Consider the following 17892-nt stretch of genomic DNA (forward strand, 5'->3'; position numbering starts at 1 on the left):
TGACAAATGCGCTGTCAAAAGTACCCCCAACCTGCAGATACGCCGCATTAACCCGCCTTGGACTCAAAGTCGCAAGGCTAATAGCTCAAAACCGCTCAAGCGGTTAAAGAATCTCTAAAAGCTCTCTAAATATAGAGCTGCCCAGCCAATCTTGTCCCTTTAGTGGACAGCCCTCAATTAGCGTTGGGTTTTGAACCCAACGTGGGTTTGAGCTTCACAACCAACCTTAGTGCAAGATCTGAGTAAACCTACATAAACTGTCTCCAATAGGTTTCTAGCGCTTGTCTTTCTTTGTTATTGTGAAATTGATGCTCTTTTAGCATGTTATCAATATCCGATTGGGACAACCCACCCTTGGCTAAAGACTCCTGTAATTGTTGTCTTTCAATGGTCTCTTCTCGCTCGACATCAAATTGCAGAAAGTGACTTGTCGTCTTGAGTTGAGCAGGGGTAAATAATGAAAATTTTTCGGCGATATAGTCGTCTATGTCTACTTGATAGGTCAAATGAAAAATTACCGAGTCAAAGGTATTGGACCAATAGTCAGGGTCTGTATTATCGATATTCCGTAAGTGCCAAACCATATAGGCTGGTAGATAATAGTGAAAACCCTTTGCATCCAGAAAACTCAGCACCGCATCGGAAAATCGAATATCGTCCTCTGGGACGTCCTGCCATTTATCTTCTGTATCCCGTGCTCTGGCTTCAGCTCGTTCTGCTGGGCTACCGTAATCGTCGATTACCATCGCTTCATGGAGCGTGACGCCATTCCCACAGGAGACTCCATCAAATGCCTGAGTAATTTCTTCAATCAGGGCCAGCTTTTTGGCTTCGTAGGCTATTTTCTCATCGGGGTTAGCAAAGGAAATACACATTAGCTTTCAGCCTCTGCCTGTAGCTGTTTAGCAACATCAATCACTTGATTAAACACCCGCATCAGGTTGCCGCCCCAGATTTTGCGAATCTCATCGGGTGTATAGCCCCGGTCTAACAATTCTTGGGTGATGTTAGGCATCTGGGAAACATCTTCAATATTAACCAGACCGCCACCGCCATCAAAGTCAGAGCCAATACCCACATGGTCAATACCCATCACCGCTACCATGTGGTCAAGATGGTCAATGGCATCGGCCAGGGTGGGTTTTATTTCAGGATACTGAGCGTTAATTGCCCGATACTGGTTTAATAACTCGGCTACTTCAGCTTCGCTCAGATCACCCCGCAGCCAGGCAGCTTGTTGCTCTGATAGGGCGGCCAATGCAGCCTCGCGTCTCGGGTCCTGGTCGATCTCTTTAATATAGTCTCCTAGCAGACAGAGCTGTACTACACCGCCATTCTCCTGGATTGCTCGTAGCATGGTGTCGTCCATGTTACGGGGAACATCTCGCAGAGCGCGAGCACTGGAATGGGAGGCGATCACGGGTGCTTTAGTTAACCCGATGACATGCCAAAATGTGTCGTCATGGACATGGGAAATGTCCACCATCATGCCCAGCCGATTCATTTCGTGAATGACGGTTTCACCAAATGGGCTTAACCCTTGCCAAAGCTGTTGGTCATCGGTGGACGAGTCGCCCAGCTGGTTATTTTTGGAGTGGGTTAAGGTGATGTAGCGTACCCCGCGATTGTAGAAGGTTTGAACGGCCTGAATATCAGTTCCTAGGGGATAGCCATTTTCCATGCCTAGAAAGATGGCGCGTTTGCCTTGGTGTTCTAATCCATAGGCATCCTCTGGGGTGAGGGCGATCGCAACCCGATCGGGATAATCGACCGTCAGCTGCTCAGTCCAATCAATCATCTGATGCGCTAGGGTAGCAGCCTGGGCATAGCCCTCATCCGTCAGTGCTCGCTGTGGGGTAAAGATTGAGATAAACGCCCCATCCAGACCGCCTGCAGCCATCCGTACCAGGTCCCACTGACCGCTGCCAGGAGCGCCAGTTTCATGGCCCATACCGGGGTCAAACTCAGGGTTCACCGACTGCCGAATTGGCCAATCAATATGGCTATCAATGGTCAATACCGCTTGATGGATAACCGCAGCCCGATTATTGGCCAAAGTTGGTGAGATATTCGTCTGGGCGAACACCCACCCTAACGCGGCAACCAATGCAATGATAAAGGTGAGTCTTCGCCTGAGAAAATAACCGAGCATAACAATGGCTCATCGAATTAAGGCAGATGGCTAAAGGATATCGCAGTAACAATGAACTAATTCAAGATTGATGTCTTTCAAAGGCTCGCGACTTAAAAACATTCCATCCTGTTTTCACCAACGCATAAATGACCAAGAGTGAACTTAGTAGATAGACCCTGTAATAGAACGAAACATTTTGATTGTAGGGCAAACTCCTGTTAAGAGCCTCAAGCCTGATTAGAATTAAGTTGATCGAGAACAAAACAATAAAAGAGGGAAAAAGTAATGTCAAACTTCCCAATATCTGCTCGAAAAAACTTTGTTTCGGGTCAATTAATAAAGGAGCAATAAGGGTAACATCTACTGGATTTTCAAGCTTTCTTGCCTGTTGAGTAATTGCTTGACGCAAACGCATTAATCCTTGCAACTGGGCAGACACTACCATAACGCCACAAGCCGCACCTGCCGGGAAGAAAGCCACTACCTCAGCTGTTGATACAGGTATATTTCCCCAGCTGGTTGTCATATCCGAAACGCGTTCCTCCAGACCAGATTGGTAAAGTTCAGGACAGTCCAACTCATTCGGACAAGATTCTTGGTTGCCAATCAGTGTTATGTATGGAAAAAAGATCAAGAAAAAGAAGACGACAGTTCCTGCTAGAAGTATGGTTAGGGACAATCGAAATCGCTTCAGTTTTTCCTCATAAAGTGCTAGAAGCCGATCTAGATAAAGAGTTACTTCATTACCACTCATACTATTCGCCCTGATCGCTCGCTGATTCTAATGTTGCCCTATCCACTGAGTAGAAACAAGAAAATTTGCTGGAATCATAGGTTAGCGGCCATTGAACCTTAGCTGGACCAACCTTTGCACCTATGTATTTTCTATAAGTCCGCACTTAGCAAAGATAGAGCACCACGATAAAGACTGGAAAACTTAAGTTCGTCGATACCGTCGGGGTTATTCCAGGTAGCAGCAATACAGTAGTGATGACCATCGGCGTCGGTTAGGTCGGTGGTGAAATTCTCGACGCCGGGCTCTGAGCCGCCTTTAAAGGCAATCCGCTGCCAGTTTTCAGGCCTGGCCAGACCAGGGTTAACTTGCATAGGAGGCAGGTCAGCGACGGTTGCGATCGCATCACACAGCTCTTGCCCACTCATAAACCACTCAATATCCAACGCTAGTGGTCCATTGTTAAAAATATTGACACCAGGCAGGGGTACATCCGTCATCGCTGTTAACAAATTACGTCGTTCGCGCTCATTGGCCTGACGATAGCGGTTGAGCAACTGTTGGTTTTGTGGATCTTTGAGAATAAAGAACTCTCGCGTCGACAGAAAAGGTCGATTGTGTTGGGTCAGAGCTTCAACATTCTCGCGACCTACCAAGGCTAGCAGGTGATCGGTGGCCGTATTATCACTTTCTGAAATCATCAGGGTGGCCAAACTTTGCAGCGTTAGCGGTGTATCCGTTGGCCAGTCCTGTAGACGACCGCTGGGCAAACTCCGATAGACATCCTGCAGCCGCAAAATCTCTTCCCAGCTGTGTTGCCCGGCATCAATTTGCTGTTGCAGCGCTTGCAAAATCAGCAGCTTAAACGTCGAGCCTACCGCCAGGGGCTGGTCTACGTTTACATTGGCGAGGGCAATATCATCTTTCAAGATGAGTAAACTGGCCTCACCTGGCAGGGCTGTAAATTCTGTTTGTAAACTGTCTAAATCGAGCGCAGCTATTTGAGGGGGTTCAAACAACAGTCCAGTAATTTGTCCGAATGTGTTGAGCACAATCCGTGTGGGTACAGTCCCCTGCTCAAATATCAGCAGATACTGATCCCCCGAGGCTTCTACACTTTGATACTCACCCAAGATCGCAGTAATCTCTTGCAAAATCTGTTCAATTTGCGCCAGTGAAACCTGGGCTAAAAAGCTATCGGCAAACCAGCTGGCCTGCACCTCAGGGGTCGTAAATAGTCGGGCAAGCGCCATTTCGGGGGAAATATTAGCCGCCAGGGCATAACCATAGGTCATAGTCGGGTTCGCCAGTTTTGCTATTGGTCTTGCTATTGGTGAAACCCAGACAATTAGACACAAACTGAGGGTGATAAGTAAACGCATAGGATAGAAAAGCCAAGGGATACTCGATTTAAGCCGTTGCTAATTTAGAGAATGAACCGATCGCAAAGCAGTGCAATAAACCTAGACTTTACAGATGCAATCATACCGGGGATCAGCAACACCAATTTATCAATACTATCGTTGCTGCGGGACAGTATAAATCGGTTTAAGCCAGTGGCCGTTAGCCCATGCTTGATGTCAGAGGGCTAGGCGATCGCACCCGTAATCGAATACTGTCCCAGGCTGCCTCTGAAAACACATCAGATCATATGCCCCCTTTCCCTAATTCTGGGGCAGCCCAGACTCAGCCCCTCCAGAATTGAAGGGTTGGCGGACGGATATCTAAAAGTTAAGCCGCCGCTAGTTTAGAGGATGAACCGGCCTGAAACAGGCGTAATTAACCCAAAATTTTGCAAAGATAGTCATAGGTCGGAGTAGCACCACCAAAGTTCAAAGGTTAAACTGATGCGTAAGCCCCAAAACAGATCGTTCATTTTCAGCCTGGTTTCGCACTTTTAATACCGACATGACCGTAGAATCATGAAAAAATTCTCATTTAAAAGTCATAGCGTAAACGTTAAGGTCTTCCTAGAAAAAAGACTTTAAACCTTCACCGCAAGAGATTTTTAAAACGCTTCTGCCAGGGCAAAACCCAAATAAATTAGGATATTTGGCCATTCTTATTTTCCATTTTTCTCATCATTAAATCCGGCATTTATTAAAGACGGCATAAACTTAATTACTGAGTCAAGTTTATATTTTTTGCCGTTGCTGATTTAGAGGGTGTACCGATCTGGAGCAATGCCATTCATCTGTATCTTGTAGATGAAATCATCCTGAGGATCAGCAAAGCCATTTTTTACAGTAGCCATATCCGTACCATTACTGCAGCTACTAAATATATTGCTTACAAGGAAACTGTCATTTTCAGCTTCATTGCCAGATGAGTTGAGCGTTAACACAGATCAACCACGCTAGTATTTTTTTGTAATATGTCCTCCGTTATCCTTAACCTCAAATCTGCTATCACGCGCAACCCGATGGTCGTCACGCCACAAACAACCATCAGGGAGGCGATGGCTCACATGGAGAACAGTCATGAACCCTGTCTGGTTCCCCAGGAGAAACTGAAGACCTATCGAATTGATTTTGTTATACGAGAATGTCACAACGAATTGAGATCGCGATATTTAGTCGTAATGGAGGACCAGAAAATCCTTGGACTCCTGACCACTCAAGACCTGCTCTCTTGCCGCTGGCAAACCAAAAATCTAGCTAACTCAACCGTTGCTCAGTGCCTGACGCAGACCTTTGCAACCCTCAGCGAATCAGCATTGACGGAACTCTACACACCCCTGAATTTATTACGGCAGCATCGGATGCGCCCAGTTGTAATTGTAGATGAGCACAATCAGCTGGCGGGTTTGCTGACCTATGAAGAAGTCCATGCCATCGCCTTAGCCAGCCAAGTGCAGCCTGCGACAGGTACTCCACCCCCGCCGACATCGTCTGAGGCTCGCCCTAAAACACAGCAACCCAAGCTTTTGAGCAGCTCAATGCAGAGAGAGCAATTGATGCACAAAATTATCGCTCAGGTGCATTCATCACTGGATGTGCAAACAGTTTTGGATACAACCGTGACCGAACTACGCCCAGTATTGGGATGCGATCGCGTCATTGTCTATCGACTCCGATCAGATCTAACCGGTAAAGTGATTGCCGAATCGATTGATGACCCATCACGATCGGTACTACACAACGAAGTCCACGATCCTTGTGTGACCCCCGAATGGCTTGCCCCCTACCGCCAAGGCCAGGTTCGCATTGTAGATGACATCTACGAAACAGAAATGACAGTGTGCCACCAGGAAATGCTGTCTGGTTTTGACATTCGCTCGAAGATGATGGTCCCCATTATCGTTGAAGGTGAAATTTGGGGCCTCATTCTAACCAGTGAACAGGATGCACCTCGACAATGGCAGCCCGAAGAAATTGAATTAGTGCGTCAGTTAGGAGTACAGGTGGCCATTGCCGTGCAACAGGCTCAAGCCCACGAACGTGCCCAGTCAGAACTGCATGAACGTCGCAAGGCTGAGCAACAACTTCAGAAATTACTGGACGTTACCGCGACTAAAACAGGCGCTGATTTTTTTCCTATCTCTATTGTACAGCTCACAGAATCCCTGGGGGTTGCCCATGCCATTCTAACCGAGCGCCATGGTGATACACTACACACATTGGCATTTGTTATCGATCAGGTGCTACAGCCCACCTATGAATATCCAATTGCGGGCACACCTTGTGAACAAGTTCTACAAACGGGTGCATTTCACTGTCAACAGTCTGCCCAGGAGTTATTTCCTAGAGATTTAGATTTAGTCAATTTGGGAGTGAAGAGCTATCTTGGCTTTGCCATGCAAGATTCTCAAGGGGAGGTTGTCGGCCATCTTTGTGTTTTGGACCGCAAACCACTAGACCATTCAGAACGGGCAGAAAAGCTTATCCGCTCTTTTGCAGCCCGTGCCACAGCTGAACTAGAACGTCAAAAAGCAATCGATGCCCTCGAAGTCCTTAACCAAGAACTGGAAGCTAAAGTCGCGGCTCGCACAGCTGATCTCCAAGCCTCTTATCAACAGCTCAAAGATACGCAATTACAACTGATTCAATCGGAGAAGATGTCTAGCCTCGGCCAGCTTGTCGCCGGTATTGCCCATGAAATCAACAATCCGGTTAACTTTATTTATGGAAATTTAAAGCCGTGTCTAGAGTATTTTGATGATCTGTCTACTTTGATTTTGCTCTACCAAAAACACTATCCAACACCCCATGCAGAAATTTCAGACTTCATTGCAGCAGCCGATATTCAGTATACGCTTGCAGACTTTCCTAAGCTGATCAACTCGATGCAAACCGGCGCAACCCGCATTCAATCGATTGTGCAATCATTGCGTACGTTTTCTTATGCTCAACAGGAAGGGCATAAAGCTAGCAACATCCATGACAGCATTGATAACACCTTAGTAATTTTGCAAAATCGCTTAAATGGTCGAGCAGGAACACCAGCAATTGAAGTTATCAAGAACTATGGCGATCTGCCGTTGATTGAATGCTATGGCGGTTTACTCAACCAAGTATTTATGAACTTGTTAGTCAATGGAATTGATGCCATTGAACAACAGCAAACAACATCTCCTGACCATCAGGGTTGTCTAACCATCACCACAACAGTCGTGTCATCCAAGAAAATTGCGATCGCAATTCAAGACAATGGCATAGGCATGTCACCCGAAATCCAAGATAAGATCTTTAACCCATTCTTTACCACCAAGCCCGTGGGTATCGGCACTGGCATGGGGCTATCCATTAGCTACAAGATTGTAACCGGCGACCACCAGGGACAATTTTATTGTTCTTCGGTTGTGGGTGCAGGCACCGAATTTATCGTTCAATTACCCATCAAAATAACAGGCTAATCCGTTAATGCCACTGAAATGCCACTAATTTAATATGCTCCCTGATTCTGAAAATTCAACTGCTCAAATCCACTTTTTAGAACCAGCTTTGTATCCATTGAACCCACTTCAATATCTTCTTTTAGCAGTTCCACCAAACAACGCTGCCGTAATAACCGCTGAATCCTGAGATGTTTGCCAGGCTTAACTTTTGTTCGAGTATAAATCAAACAAATCTCTTCAGAAAACGTTTCCACCCCTTCAATATGCGTGGGCTCTAAAATATCATCTTCTTGTTCACAGAGCTCTGCCCCCACCCGTTCAATAATCTCAAATGCCTTTTCTGGGTCTACCTCGTAGGTAATAGACACCTCAACAGCGGCATCAATGGGATGTTTGGAGTAGTTAACAATAGAACCAATATCCCCGTTTCTTAGAATCTGCACTTGACCATCAGGGTGCAAAATTCGGGTTGTGCGCAGTTCAATCGATTGCACCGTTCCCTGAGCTGTCTCCGTTTCAATAAAATCACCGACTAAATAATAATCTTCAAACAAGATAAAAAAGCCACTGACTACATCCTTAACCAGGTTTTGAGCCCCCAAGCCAACGGTTAAACCGACAATGCCAGCACCTGCCAGAATCGGGCCTGGATCAATATTGAGTGCTTTTAATAAAAACAATACTGTCCCAAAATAAATGACATATCTCAGTAAGCTCACCACCAATGGTGTAATCGTTACCCGTCGCTGATAAACCGCAGCCGATGTCTCCTCTGTGGACAACAATACCTCCGAGACCACCAATTGCATCACATTGGTCGCCAATCGTCCAAAAAAAACAAGCGCAATCACATTGACGGCCATCACGCCATAGTCAGCTAAGTTGGCAAGCAAGGTAATCTGACCCACCACCAACATCGCCACATAGACCCAAACCACACATTCTAAACAGCGCTTTAGAAACGGAATTAGATGCTGTAATCGATCGTAAAATCGCAACAGATTATTTGGGTTAGAATATTTTTGGCTCAGGGCATCCAGGGTATCAACAACGACGCTGACAGACCGAAAAACAATAATTCCAATAGAAATAATCAGATAAATACGCCAGGTAGCATATAAATAAGGCGACAGCTGCTCTGGTAACTGCAAAAAACGAGCACACCAAATCAAGGCTAGTAGCCATATCCCCACACTTAAGACACTACTTAAAATCTGAAACAGATGGTCAATGCTGTCGTCGTTGGCCGTAATTTGCTCTATCTGTTTGACATAACGGCTGGTCTGCACCAACCAACGTTTGAGCGGGCGCTGGGCGATACCTGCTAGGACCAGCAAACAAATACTTTTAGCAACCCCGGCTGCTACTCCTAACCAAACCTCCTGAGGCGTATTTTGGATTAACGATAGGGTATATGCATCGGGGCTTTCCCCCTGTAATACTATCCAGCCATTAAAGCCAGCTGCCAATAAAAACAGTAAAAAGCCGGTAATCAGGACAATACCAAATATATTCTGCCGCAGGGTTTGTAAGCCAGTATCATCTAGCTGCAGTGGAGAAGCTTGCAATACCCAGCGAGAACCCCAATTAAAGGAAAAGTATAAAAAACAACAAAGAATTATTATTAGGGTTAGCTCGACGGTAAATAGCACTAACGCAGCCATAATTTAGCGGCCTCTCAAACAGACAAGCGGACAGGTAGGGCATGCTCTCTGCCTCGGCATCGGGCAGCACTATACGCACCATACAGAACTTGCTAATCAAGTGGCAATTGGAAGCAAAACTCTTTAGCCGTTGCTAATGTAGGGGATGCAACGATCTGGAGAAATGCCATTCCTCTGTATCTTGTAAATGCAATCATCCCAAGGATCAGCAACGCCACTCTTTATTTATTTACCGTTGCTAATTTAGAGGTTGAATCGAGTTAGAAGGAATGCAACTAGCTCAGGCTTTACAGCTGGAATCGTACTGAGGATTAACAAAGCCTTCTATTATTATTTGCTTGAGAGTTGGGGTGAGTGATTAATACTCTGCTTAGGAGCTGACTCACCCCATGCACTAGTCTAAGACACGATCTTCAACTTACTGAGGAGGCAGAATTACCGTATCAACAACATGAATAATGCCATTGCTAGCTTCAATATCAGCAGTGACCACATTCGAGCTATTGACCGTGACTCCAGACCCTACAGCAATCTCTAGAGGAATGCCAGCAACAGAATCTACGCTACCTGAGGAAAGATCGGTGGAGCGCACGCTACCGGGTACAACGTGATAGGTCAAAATTGTGGCCAACAGTTCACGATTTTCTGGCTGATACAGGCTTTCGATCGTGCCCTGGGGCAAACGGCCAAAGGCATCGTCTGTTGGGGCAAAAACTGTAAACTCAGTTTCGCCGTTTAATACACCCACTAGCTTGGCATGCTTCAACAAAGCTGTTAACACGTCAAATGAATCATTGGTAGATGCAATACTAACGATAGTATTACCAGTATGGCCGTCTTTAGCCTGTAGCGATGCCGACTCCTTAGCTTCAACCGGAGACGCAGCAAACAGTGTAGCTAGGAGGCCGCCCAATAAGAGTAACTTTTTCATAAACCAATATCTTCCTAACAGGTGTTCATTTAGAGGTACGGCACCCAGCCACAATCGGATTGCTTTAATTTAGAAATCGAAAAATTACCGCTGCTGCTTTGAGGCTGAACTGCTCTAGAAGCAGTGCTCTAGAAGCAGTGCAAGTTAGTCCAGAGCTTACAGATGAAATCATGCCGAGGCTCAGCAACGCTCAAAATTTGGCAGGTAGCGGTGACCGTAAGCTGCCCGGCTTTACCACGAAAATGAAACCGCTATAAGGAAAACCAAGCACCGCCAGCGACCTCACATATCATTAAGGCGACTCACTTACAGGCGACTCACTTAGATTTTCTATATCTGCTCAGTTGGTCTTGGCAAATCAGTTGCATTTTACACTCAAAAGAATAATAATTTGTCTAGACATCTACACAAATTTAACAAGCGGTTAAGGCTTGATTAAGTCATGGTAAAAGCAGCACAACAACCATCTAGAGCCGTCTGGATGTCAACCTTAGCTAAAGCACCGCTGCCCCTACTGGAACAGTGTTTTGCCACCCTCGATGATGTGCCTGAGTATGGATTTTTGCGATCGCCCGAAGTGGGCCTAGCCATGGTAAGAGCAAGAGCGGAAGGAACCGGACAGCCCTTTAATTTGGGCGAGATCACCCTGACCCGGTGTGTCGTGCAGCTGGGTGAACTGACGGGTTTTGGCTACGTGGCGGGGCGTTCAAAACGTCATGCGGAGTTGGCGGCTCTGTGCGATGGGCTACTACAGCACCCTGATTGGCATACCCAGGTACAGATGCAGGTGATTACCCCGCTATACGCAGCCGCTCAGGCCAAGCGAGAACAAGACGCCGCTGAAGTCGAGTCCACCCGCGTGAACTTTTTTACGATGTTGCGAGGGGAGAGCTAACTATGGTTACCCAATTGACCGGATTTACTGATGCTGTTCACGATGCCCAGAAAACATTTCGAGCTCTGTTGGATGCCCTGGCGAGACCTGGTATGGTGAAAACAACGGTGGCGACAACACCCCCCACTGGTCTAGAACCCAGCTGTGCCGCTGCCTGTTTAACACTGTTAGATTTAGAAACAAGAGTGTGGCTGCAGCCAGGTTTCTCCGAAGCGGTGCGGTCATGGCTGGTGTTTCACACTGGCTGTCGGTTTACCGATGTCCCGCGTGCAGCTGATTTTGCTGTGATTTGGCAGCTGGCGACCGCACCGGATTTGGCTGAATTCTCCTGGGGAACGGCTGAATATCCAGAGGCTTCTACCTCATTATTAATCCAATTGCCTGAGTTAACAGGCGGAGTTCCTGTAACGTTACAAGGTCCAGGAATTTTACAGAATATTGACGTCAGTTTGCCTCTACCCACAACAGTCTGGCAGCGTTGGCAGACAATGACAGCAGAGTACCCCCTGGGGCTCGACTGCTGGTATTTTGCTCAGAATCAGTTAATTGGACTCCCCCGCACGGCAAAACCGATAACAGAATTGCCAGGGGCACTATGACGCTAACAATTCGTCCTGGCACTATCGATGATCTGCCCCAGGTTCTGGCCTTGTACAACCACTCAGGGTTGGAGCATGCTACAACTTTGACTTTAGCCGATATTGAGAAGTGGTTTGCACAGATGCAAAAGTATCCTAGCTATACCCTGTGGGTCGCTTGTTTGGCCGAGAGAGTAGTAGGTACATTTGCGTTGTTGATTATGGATAATCTGGTTCATCACAGTAGTCCATCTGGCATCGTTGAAGCGGTTGGTGTGGCTGCTGATTTACAGGGTCAGGGGATTGGTCGGCAGATGATGGAGGTTGCGATCGCCCAGTGTCGTGCTGCCGGATGTTATAAACTCACCATTTCCACCAACCTGCGCAGAAAATCCGCCCATGCCTTTTACGAATCCTTAGGATTCACCAAACATGGATACAGCTATCGAGTTGAGTTGAGTTGAGTTGAGCTAACAAACCCATCAGGAGAGAATTATGCCCTACGTTGCAGTCAAAGGTGGAGAACAGGCCATTCGCAATGCCGAAGCCTTACTTAAGGCCAAGCGGCGTGGTGATCAGAACGTGCCCGAGCTTTCCCTGGAGCAGATCAAGCAACAGATGCAGCTGGCGGTAAACCGAGTGATGGCTGAAGGCAGTTTGTACGATCCGGACCTGGCAGCGCTGGCCATTAAACAGTCCTGGGGAGATTTAGTGGAAGCGGCCTTTTTGTTGCGGGCCTATCGAACAACGCTACCCCGTCTTTATTACAGTCAGCCGTTAGATACCAACACCATGGCAATTCAGCGGCGTATTTCTGCCATCTTTAAGGATGCTCCCGGTGGACAAAAGCTAGGCCCCACATTTGACTATATTCATCGCCTGTTGGATTTTAAGCTGGCCGCTGAGGATAATAGGTTTCCGGCACCTGTGGGTGAGGCGGATATGGACGAGACAACGCCTCGGGTTGCCCATATGTTGGCGCAGGAGGGGTTGGTGTCTCCGCCTGGAGCAGCGGGTAATGGAGCGGCGGGTAATGGGGCTCAAACAGGAAGCAATAAATCTGGGACGGGGAGAATTACCCACCCTACAGGGGATAACGTTAATCAAGAGCCGAATGCTGAACCGTTTGATATTACGCGACAGTCGTTGACGACACCCACCCATCGAGATGCGCGTCTGCAGAATTTGGCCCGTGCCGACGAAGGCTTTTTGTTGTCTATGGCCTATTCCACCCAGCGAGGCTATGGCAAAAATCATCCCTTTGCAGGTGAGGTGCGCATGGGAGAAGTGGAGGTGGTGATTTGCCCTGAAGAGTTGGGGTTTGAAATTGCGATCGCTGATATTACTGTCACTGAAGTGCAAATGGTGAACCAGTTTAAGGGTAGCAAAGAAATTCCGCCCCAGTTTACCCAAGGCTACGGCCTCACCTTTGGTTATAACGAGCGTAAGGCAATGGCCATGGCCCTAGTCGACCGAGCACTGCAGGCTAAGGATTTAGGTGAGTCGCTAGATGGCCCCGCCCAGGATGAAGAATTTGTTCTGTTCCATTCTGACAATATTGAAGCACAAGGTTTTGTGCAACACCTGAAACTGCCCCATTACATCGATTTTCAAGCAGAGCTAAATCTGATTCGTAAGCTACGTAGTGATTATGAACAAGCAAAGGACTTAGGCAAACCCCCCGTGGTAAAAGCCGAGAATAATGCTCCTAATTCTCAAGAGATAACAACGGCATGATTAGCAGCAATTAATTGTCCAGGGCAGGTACAAGACCAACCCAAACCGTTTCTTTTTCATTCCTACCAATCTATGACCTCTCCTGTTTCCCCTGATTTATCTCCACCTTTTAACCCAGAGCCAGGGTTCAATTTTGCCTATCTGGACGAGCAAACCAAACGTTCTGTCCGTCGTGCCATTCTGAAGGCTGTTGCTATTCCGGGTCACCAAATCCCCTTTAGCTCGCGGGAAATGCCGATGTCCTATGGCTGGGGGACCGGGGGGATTCAAGTAACGGCTTCGGTTATCGGTCAAGAGGATACCTTAAAGGTAATCGACCAGGGCGCTGATGATACTACTAACGCGGTTAATATCCGGCGTTTTTTTAAGAAGGTGTGCGGTGTGGCCACCACTGAACGCACTGAGGAGGCCACGCTAATTCAAACCCGCCACCGGATTCCTGAAACTCCACTCAAAGAAGGACAGGTATTTGTCTATCAGGTACCAATGCCGGAGCCGCTGTATTTTATTGAGCCATCTCGGACTGAGGCCAACAAAATGCATGGGCTAGAAGAATATGGTCCCATGTATGTCAAGCTCTATGAGGATATTACTAAATTTGGTCGAATTTCTCTCGCCTATGACTATCCGGTGATGGTACATGAACGGTACTTGATGAACCCCAGCCCGATCCCCCGATTTGATAATCCTAAAATGGATACAAACCCAGCACTGCAGCTATTTGGGGCCGGGCGAGAGAAACGAATTTATGCCATACCACCTTACACCAAAGTAAAAAGTCTGGACTTTGAGGATCATCCATTTTCCGTAGAGAACTGGGAGCAGCCCTGTGAGTTTTGTGGGGCGACCGACAGTTATTTAGATGAGGTGGTAATTAATGACCAGGGAGATCGCATGTGGATTTGTTCGGATACGGACTACTGCGAACAGCGACAGCGGGAACAGTCGGGCAGTGTGCAAAAGCTGGGTCAATAGGAGAAATAATCTATGCAGCCGCTACTGAGAGTTAACAATTTGAGTAAAGACTATGGGGCGTTGAGGGCATGCGATCGCATCTCCTTTAATCTTTACCCTGGCCAGGTGCTCGGTATTATTGGCGAGTCCGGCTCAGGCAAAAGCACCCTGCTCGCCAGCATTGCCGGTCATGTCTCCTTCGACGATGGTGAAGTACTCTATTGTAATCGAGACAACAACCTCATTAACCTGCGCACCCTGCCTGAACCTCGGCGGCGTCAGCTAATGAAAACCGAATGGGGCTTTGTCCGCCAGAATCCCCGTGATGGGCTGCGTATGACCGTTACTGCCGGGGCTAACATTGGCGAACGGTTGTTAGACGTCGGCCAGCGTCACTATGGCAACATTCGCACCGAAGCTCTGCAGTGGCTGAACGAAGTTGAGATTCCTGAAAACCGCATTGATAACTTTCCCAATACCTTTTCCGGTGGGATGCAACAGCGGCTGCAGCTGGCTCGCATCCTGGTCACTCGCCCTCGGATTGTGCTGATGGACGAACCCACAGGGGGGCTGGATGTCTCGGTTCAGGCCAGACTGTTGGATCTGATGCGATCGCTAGTCCGCACCCTTGACCTCAGTGTGATTTTGGTCACCCATGATATTGGCGTTGTGCGGCTGTTGGCCCATCGGCTGATGGTGATGCAAAACGGTCAGGTCGTCGAAGCTGGACTCACCGACCAGGTATTGGATGATCCCCAGCATCCCTATACACAACAACTGGTCAATGCCACATTAGTACCTTAGGAAATATGAAAACCTTACAAGTCTTATCTTCACCAACAGCTCCCACCAACACGACAGCACTGCTGCAGGCAGACCAGCTCTATAAAAACTTTGTTCTCCACCATCAGGGGGGTGTACAACTACCCGTTCTCAAAGGTGTTTCTCTGACTGTTCACCCCGGTGAATGTGTGGCGCTCCAGGGAGCCTCAGGATCAGGAAAATCCACATTTATGCGATCGCTCTACGCTAACTATCGCATCGACAGTGGCTCTATCTGGATCAAGCACCAGGATCATTGGGTTGACCTACCAAAATTAGAAGCACACGACCTGATTGAAGTCCGTCAGCATACCCTCGGCTATGTCAGTCAGTTTCTGCGTGTGATTCCTCGGGTGCCAGCCGTCGATGTGGCGGCAGACCCCCTAATGGAGCTGGGGATGGATATGGAGGAGGCTAAGGCTAAAGTGCAAAACTTGTTCTCTCGACTGAATTTATCAGAACGACTGTGGGAACTATCACCGACTACGTTTTCCGGGGGTGAAAAACAGCGGGTGAACATCGCTCGGGCTTTCTCAGTTAACTACCCGATTCTGCTACTCGATGAACCCACATCTGCCCTGGATGCAGCTAACCGCGAAGTCGTGATGCAGTTAATCGAAGAACGTAAAGCCCAGGGCTGTGCCATGGTGGGCATTTTCCATGATGACGAAGTGCGGGAAAGGGTTTGCGATCGCACCCTTAGCTTTGGCTAATCCTCAACTGTTTTGTTAGTCAAAATAGCCACCAGAATATTCATCAGTAGTTCCACATCTGCAGGTACCCGATATAACTCTAAATCTTGAGAAATTTTCTTTTGCTGTCGATCCAGCACAGCAAACTGCCAGATCCGTCCAATTGATACTGCACCATAAAGGAGGTTCCCCGCCGATGCATCCGTCACCTTATCCAAAGCAATCAGCTCAGCCGCTAGCTGCTTAAAGCCTCGCTCCAGATTTTCATCTTTAGCCTCAATAATCAGCAAACTATCCCCCGACTGGAGATAGTAATCTAACAGCCCCTTAAGCTGCTCGGTGGCCTTGAGAGAATAGCTTACCTTAACCTTGACATGGATCAGGTGAACCAGCTCTAAAACCAAGGGCGCAATCAAAAACTCCCGACGGGCTGATTCACTATCCAACGTGACGAACGGCAAACTCTCTTCCAGACGCTCTCTAAGTCGGTCAATCGTTTCTACTGGCTTTTCTGATTGAGGCAACACCAACGATGTCAGCTCAAAACTATACCCAAAATGAGTGACGATATCTTCCAGATAATAATTCAGTTTGAAATAATCCGAAAAATAACAGGACTCCGGAAGTTCAATTATTTGGGCCATTTTCTATCTCCTAATCCTAAAGATAACGTTAACTTAACCTTGGTTCGATATTAGTTGGAGATGTCTAGACATTTCCGAGATCTAACTGGTAGAGCCATCCTTTCGACACCCCTAGCCCCTAAGCCCCATGACTGAAACCATCTATACCAATTATCGCCTGCAGCTTCTTGATCAGGAGATCCTCGGCACGCTTGTTATCAAAGACGGCATGATTGCAGACATTCAGCCAGGCATCGTCGCCCAGGGGCACAATGGCCAGGGTGACTACCTGCTGCCCGGTTTGATTGAGCTGCATACCGACAATCTGGAGCGATGTATGTCGCCCCGTCCTAAGGTGAATTGGCCCTTGGATGTCGCCGCCGTACATCATGATCGAGATTTGGCTGGGGCTGGTATCACTACCGTTTGTGATGCTATCTCCATTGGTGACCTCACACCGGGTTCCCTACGTATGACCCAGTTTGGCCCCATGATTGACACGATTTATCACGGTCAGAGTAATGGGCGATTTTCGGTAGACCATCGTCTACATCTACGGTGTGAGCTGGGATATAACCAGGTTTATGATCTGGTGGAAACCTATGCAGACCACCCGCTGTTGTCGTTGTTGTCGTTGATGGATCACACACCGGGACAGCGACAGTTTGTCAAAATTGATAAATATAAAGAGTATTATCAGGGTAAACATGGGGTGACGGCGGACGAGATGGATGGCTTTATTCGCGATCGCATCGCTGCCCAACAGCTCCACGCCGTCGACAATCGCCGCCAGCTGGTGGAACTGGCCCAACAACAAAATATTTGTCTGGCCAGTCACGATGATGCCACCCCAGAACATGTCCAGGAAGCCGTTGAGGACGGAGCCGCCATTGCCGAATTTCCCACAACATTGGATGCGGCCAAAGCCGCCCACAGTCATGGGCTACAGGTTTTAATGGGAGCCCCCAATTTGATCTTAGGCGGGTCTCATTCCGGCAATGTATCCGCCATGGATTTAGTCGAGCGAGACTTAGCCGATATTATCTCCTCAGACTATGTGCCCCAAAGTTTAGTACAAGCGATGTTCCTGATTGTGGATAGGGCTCAAGTACCGCTCCACAAAGCAATGCGTCTGTTTACCTTGAATCCAGCTCAGGCAATCGGTTTGGATTGCGATCGCGGCAGTCTGGAAATAGGCAAACGGGCCGACATAATTACCCTGCACCATGACGGTGTGGTACCCCGACTGACATCTGTTGTGTGTCAAGGAAAGCGTATTGCCTAATCCACCC

Annotated in this window: 17 protein-coding genes; 10 read left to right on the forward strand and 7 right to left on the reverse strand. The window is 47.8% G+C overall.

The features are described from left to right. Positions 1-248: 248 nt before the first annotated feature. From N836_RS55975 to N836_RS55990, 4 genes are all read right to left on the reverse strand, one after another. Entirely contained in the window at positions 249-875 is a 627-nt protein-coding gene (locus N836_RS55975) for a DUF6714 family protein (protein WP_023073592.1), read from the reverse strand. Continuing rightward, complete coding sequence (locus N836_RS55980; RefSeq protein WP_023073593.1) at positions 875-2152, reverse strand: dipeptidase; 1278 nt, start codon at positions 2150-2152, stop codon at positions 875-877. Before N836_RS55980 ends, N836_RS55975 begins: the two co-directional genes overlap by 1 nt. Positions 2153-2213: 61 nt before the next feature. Next, positions 2214-2888: a hypothetical protein gene (locus N836_RS55985; RefSeq protein ID WP_023073594.1), complete on the reverse strand. Its 675-nt coding sequence runs from the start codon at positions 2886-2888 to the stop codon at positions 2214-2216. A gap of 131 nt (positions 2889-3019) precedes the next feature. Next, positions 3020-4162, reverse strand: a complete 1143-nt coding sequence (locus N836_RS55990) for a serine hydrolase (protein WP_023073595.1) — start codon at positions 4160-4162, stop codon at positions 3020-3022. 275 nt (positions 4163-4437) lie between these two features. Here N836_RS55990 and N836_RS77910 point away from each other — a divergent pair, with 275 nt between their 5' ends. Together N836_RS77910 and N836_RS75345 are read left to right on the forward strand one after the other, a co-directional pair. Continuing rightward, entirely contained in the window at positions 4438-4572 is a 135-nt protein-coding gene (locus N836_RS77910) for a hypothetical protein (RefSeq protein ID WP_268744314.1), read from the forward strand. A 669-nt stretch (positions 4573-5241) separates the two neighbouring features. Then, positions 5242-7722, forward strand: coding sequence for a GAF domain-containing protein (locus N836_RS75345; RefSeq protein ID WP_081716895.1), 2481 nt, complete (start codon positions 5242-5244; stop codon positions 7720-7722). A gap of 29 nt (positions 7723-7751) precedes the next feature. On the opposite strand, the gene N836_RS56000 is transcribed toward N836_RS75345, so the two are convergent. Together N836_RS56000 and N836_RS56005 are read right to left on the reverse strand one after the other, a co-directional pair. Continuing rightward, complete coding sequence (locus N836_RS56000) at positions 7752-9368, reverse strand: mechanosensitive ion channel family protein (protein WP_023073598.1); 1617 nt, start codon at positions 9366-9368, stop codon at positions 7752-7754. A gap of 418 nt (positions 9369-9786) precedes the next feature. After that, positions 9787-10299, reverse strand: coding sequence for a fasciclin domain-containing protein (locus N836_RS56005; protein ID WP_023073599.1), 513 nt, complete (start codon positions 10297-10299; stop codon positions 9787-9789). A 442-nt stretch (positions 10300-10741) separates the two neighbouring features. Between N836_RS56005 and phnG the strand changes: the two genes are divergently transcribed. From phnG to phnL, 7 genes are all read left to right on the forward strand, one after another. Then, the gene (gene phnG, locus N836_RS56010; protein ID WP_031293096.1) at positions 10742-11194 is read left to right on the forward strand and encodes a phosphonate C-P lyase system protein PhnG; all 453 of its coding nucleotides are present in this window, start codon (positions 10742-10744) and stop codon (positions 11192-11194) included. A gap of 2 nt (positions 11195-11196) precedes the next feature. After that, positions 11197-11793 carry a phosphonate C-P lyase system protein PhnH gene (phnH, locus tag N836_RS56015; protein WP_023073601.1) on the forward strand — a complete coding sequence of 199 codons (597 nt, stop codon included), beginning with the start codon at positions 11197-11199 and terminating at the stop codon, positions 11791-11793. Beyond that, entirely contained in the window at positions 11790-12236 is a 447-nt protein-coding gene (locus N836_RS56020; RefSeq protein ID WP_023073602.1) for a GNAT family N-acetyltransferase, read from the forward strand. The genes phnH and N836_RS56020 overlap by 4 nt, the downstream gene beginning before the upstream one ends. Before the next feature lie 31 nt (positions 12237-12267). Next, the gene (locus N836_RS56025) at positions 12268-13509 is read left to right on the forward strand and encodes a carbon-phosphorus lyase complex subunit PhnI (RefSeq protein WP_023073603.1); all 1242 of its coding nucleotides are present in this window, start codon (positions 12268-12270) and stop codon (positions 13507-13509) included. 72 nt (positions 13510-13581) lie between these two features. Further along, positions 13582-14484 (forward strand): alpha-D-ribose 1-methylphosphonate 5-phosphate C-P-lyase PhnJ, encoded by a 903-nt coding sequence (locus N836_RS56030; protein ID WP_023073604.1) that lies wholly within the window; start codon positions 13582-13584, stop codon positions 14482-14484. A 12-nt stretch (positions 14485-14496) separates the two neighbouring features. Beyond that, positions 14497-15267 carry a phosphonate C-P lyase system protein PhnK gene (gene phnK, locus N836_RS56035; protein WP_023073605.1) on the forward strand — a complete coding sequence of 257 codons (771 nt, stop codon included), beginning with the start codon at positions 14497-14499 and terminating at the stop codon, positions 15265-15267. A 5-nt stretch (positions 15268-15272) separates the two neighbouring features. After that, positions 15273-15998, forward strand: coding sequence for a phosphonate C-P lyase system protein PhnL (gene phnL / locus N836_RS56040; RefSeq protein WP_023073606.1), 726 nt, complete (start codon positions 15273-15275; stop codon positions 15996-15998). On the opposite strand, the gene N836_RS56045 is transcribed toward phnL, so the two are convergent. Continuing rightward, positions 15995-16621 (reverse strand): hypothetical protein, encoded by a 627-nt coding sequence (locus tag N836_RS56045; RefSeq protein ID WP_023073607.1) that lies wholly within the window; start codon positions 16619-16621, stop codon positions 15995-15997. The two genes, phnL and N836_RS56045, sit on opposite strands and share 4 nt — an antisense overlap. A 127-nt stretch (positions 16622-16748) precedes the next feature. On the opposite strand from N836_RS56045, the gene phnM reads away from it, so the two are divergent. Next, on the forward strand, positions 16749-17885 hold the full coding sequence (phnM, locus tag N836_RS56050) for a phosphonate metabolism protein PhnM (RefSeq protein ID WP_023073608.1): 1137 nt from the start codon (positions 16749-16751) through the stop codon (positions 17883-17885). Positions 17886-17892: the final 7 nt, after the last annotated feature.

The organism is Leptolyngbya sp. Heron Island J (genome assembly GCF_000482245.1).
Classification (GTDB): Bacteria; Cyanobacteriota; Cyanobacteriia; order Phormidesmidales; family Phormidesmidaceae; genus Leptothoe.

Excerpts from the sequence above, each read along its gene's own strand:
- N836_RS55975 (WP_023073592.1), bottom strand. The coding sequence starts at position 875 with ATGTGTATTTCCTTTGCTAACCCCGATGAGAAAATAGCCTACGAAGCC.
- N836_RS55980 (WP_023073593.1), bottom strand. The coding sequence starts at position 2,152 with ATGCTCGGTTATTTTCTCAGGCGAAGACTCACCTTTATCATTGCATTG.
- N836_RS55985 (WP_023073594.1), bottom strand. The coding sequence starts at position 2,888 with ATGAGTGGTAATGAAGTAACTCTTTATCTAGATCGGCTTCTAGCACTT.
- N836_RS55990 (WP_023073595.1), bottom strand. The coding sequence starts at position 4,162 with ATGACCTATGGTTATGCCCTGGCGGCTAATATTTCCCCCGAAATGGCG.
- N836_RS77910 (WP_268744314.1), top strand. The coding sequence starts at position 4,438 with ATGCTTGATGTCAGAGGGCTAGGCGATCGCACCCGTAATCGAATACTG.
- N836_RS75345 (WP_081716895.1), top strand. The coding sequence starts at position 5,242 with ATGTCCTCCGTTATCCTTAACCTCAAATCTGCTATCACGCGCAACCCG.
- N836_RS56000 (WP_023073598.1), bottom strand. The coding sequence starts at position 9,368 with ATGGCTGCGTTAGTGCTATTTACCGTCGAGCTAACCCTAATAATAATT.
- N836_RS56005 (WP_023073599.1), bottom strand. The coding sequence starts at position 10,299 with ATGAAAAAGTTACTCTTATTGGGCGGCCTCCTAGCTACACTGTTTGCT.
- phnG (WP_031293096.1), top strand. The coding sequence starts at position 10,742 with ATGGTAAAAGCAGCACAACAACCATCTAGAGCCGTCTGGATGTCAACC.
- phnH (WP_023073601.1), top strand. The coding sequence starts at position 11,197 with ATGGTTACCCAATTGACCGGATTTACTGATGCTGTTCACGATGCCCAG.
- N836_RS56020 (WP_023073602.1), top strand. The coding sequence starts at position 11,790 with ATGACGCTAACAATTCGTCCTGGCACTATCGATGATCTGCCCCAGGTT.
- N836_RS56025 (WP_023073603.1), top strand. The coding sequence starts at position 12,268 with ATGCCCTACGTTGCAGTCAAAGGTGGAGAACAGGCCATTCGCAATGCC.
- N836_RS56030 (WP_023073604.1), top strand. The coding sequence starts at position 13,582 with ATGACCTCTCCTGTTTCCCCTGATTTATCTCCACCTTTTAACCCAGAG.
- phnK (WP_023073605.1), top strand. The coding sequence starts at position 14,497 with ATGCAGCCGCTACTGAGAGTTAACAATTTGAGTAAAGACTATGGGGCG.
- phnL (WP_023073606.1), top strand. The coding sequence starts at position 15,273 with ATGAAAACCTTACAAGTCTTATCTTCACCAACAGCTCCCACCAACACG.
- N836_RS56045 (WP_023073607.1), bottom strand. The coding sequence starts at position 16,621 with ATGGCCCAAATAATTGAACTTCCGGAGTCCTGTTATTTTTCGGATTAT.
- phnM (WP_023073608.1), top strand. The coding sequence starts at position 16,749 with ATGACTGAAACCATCTATACCAATTATCGCCTGCAGCTTCTTGATCAG.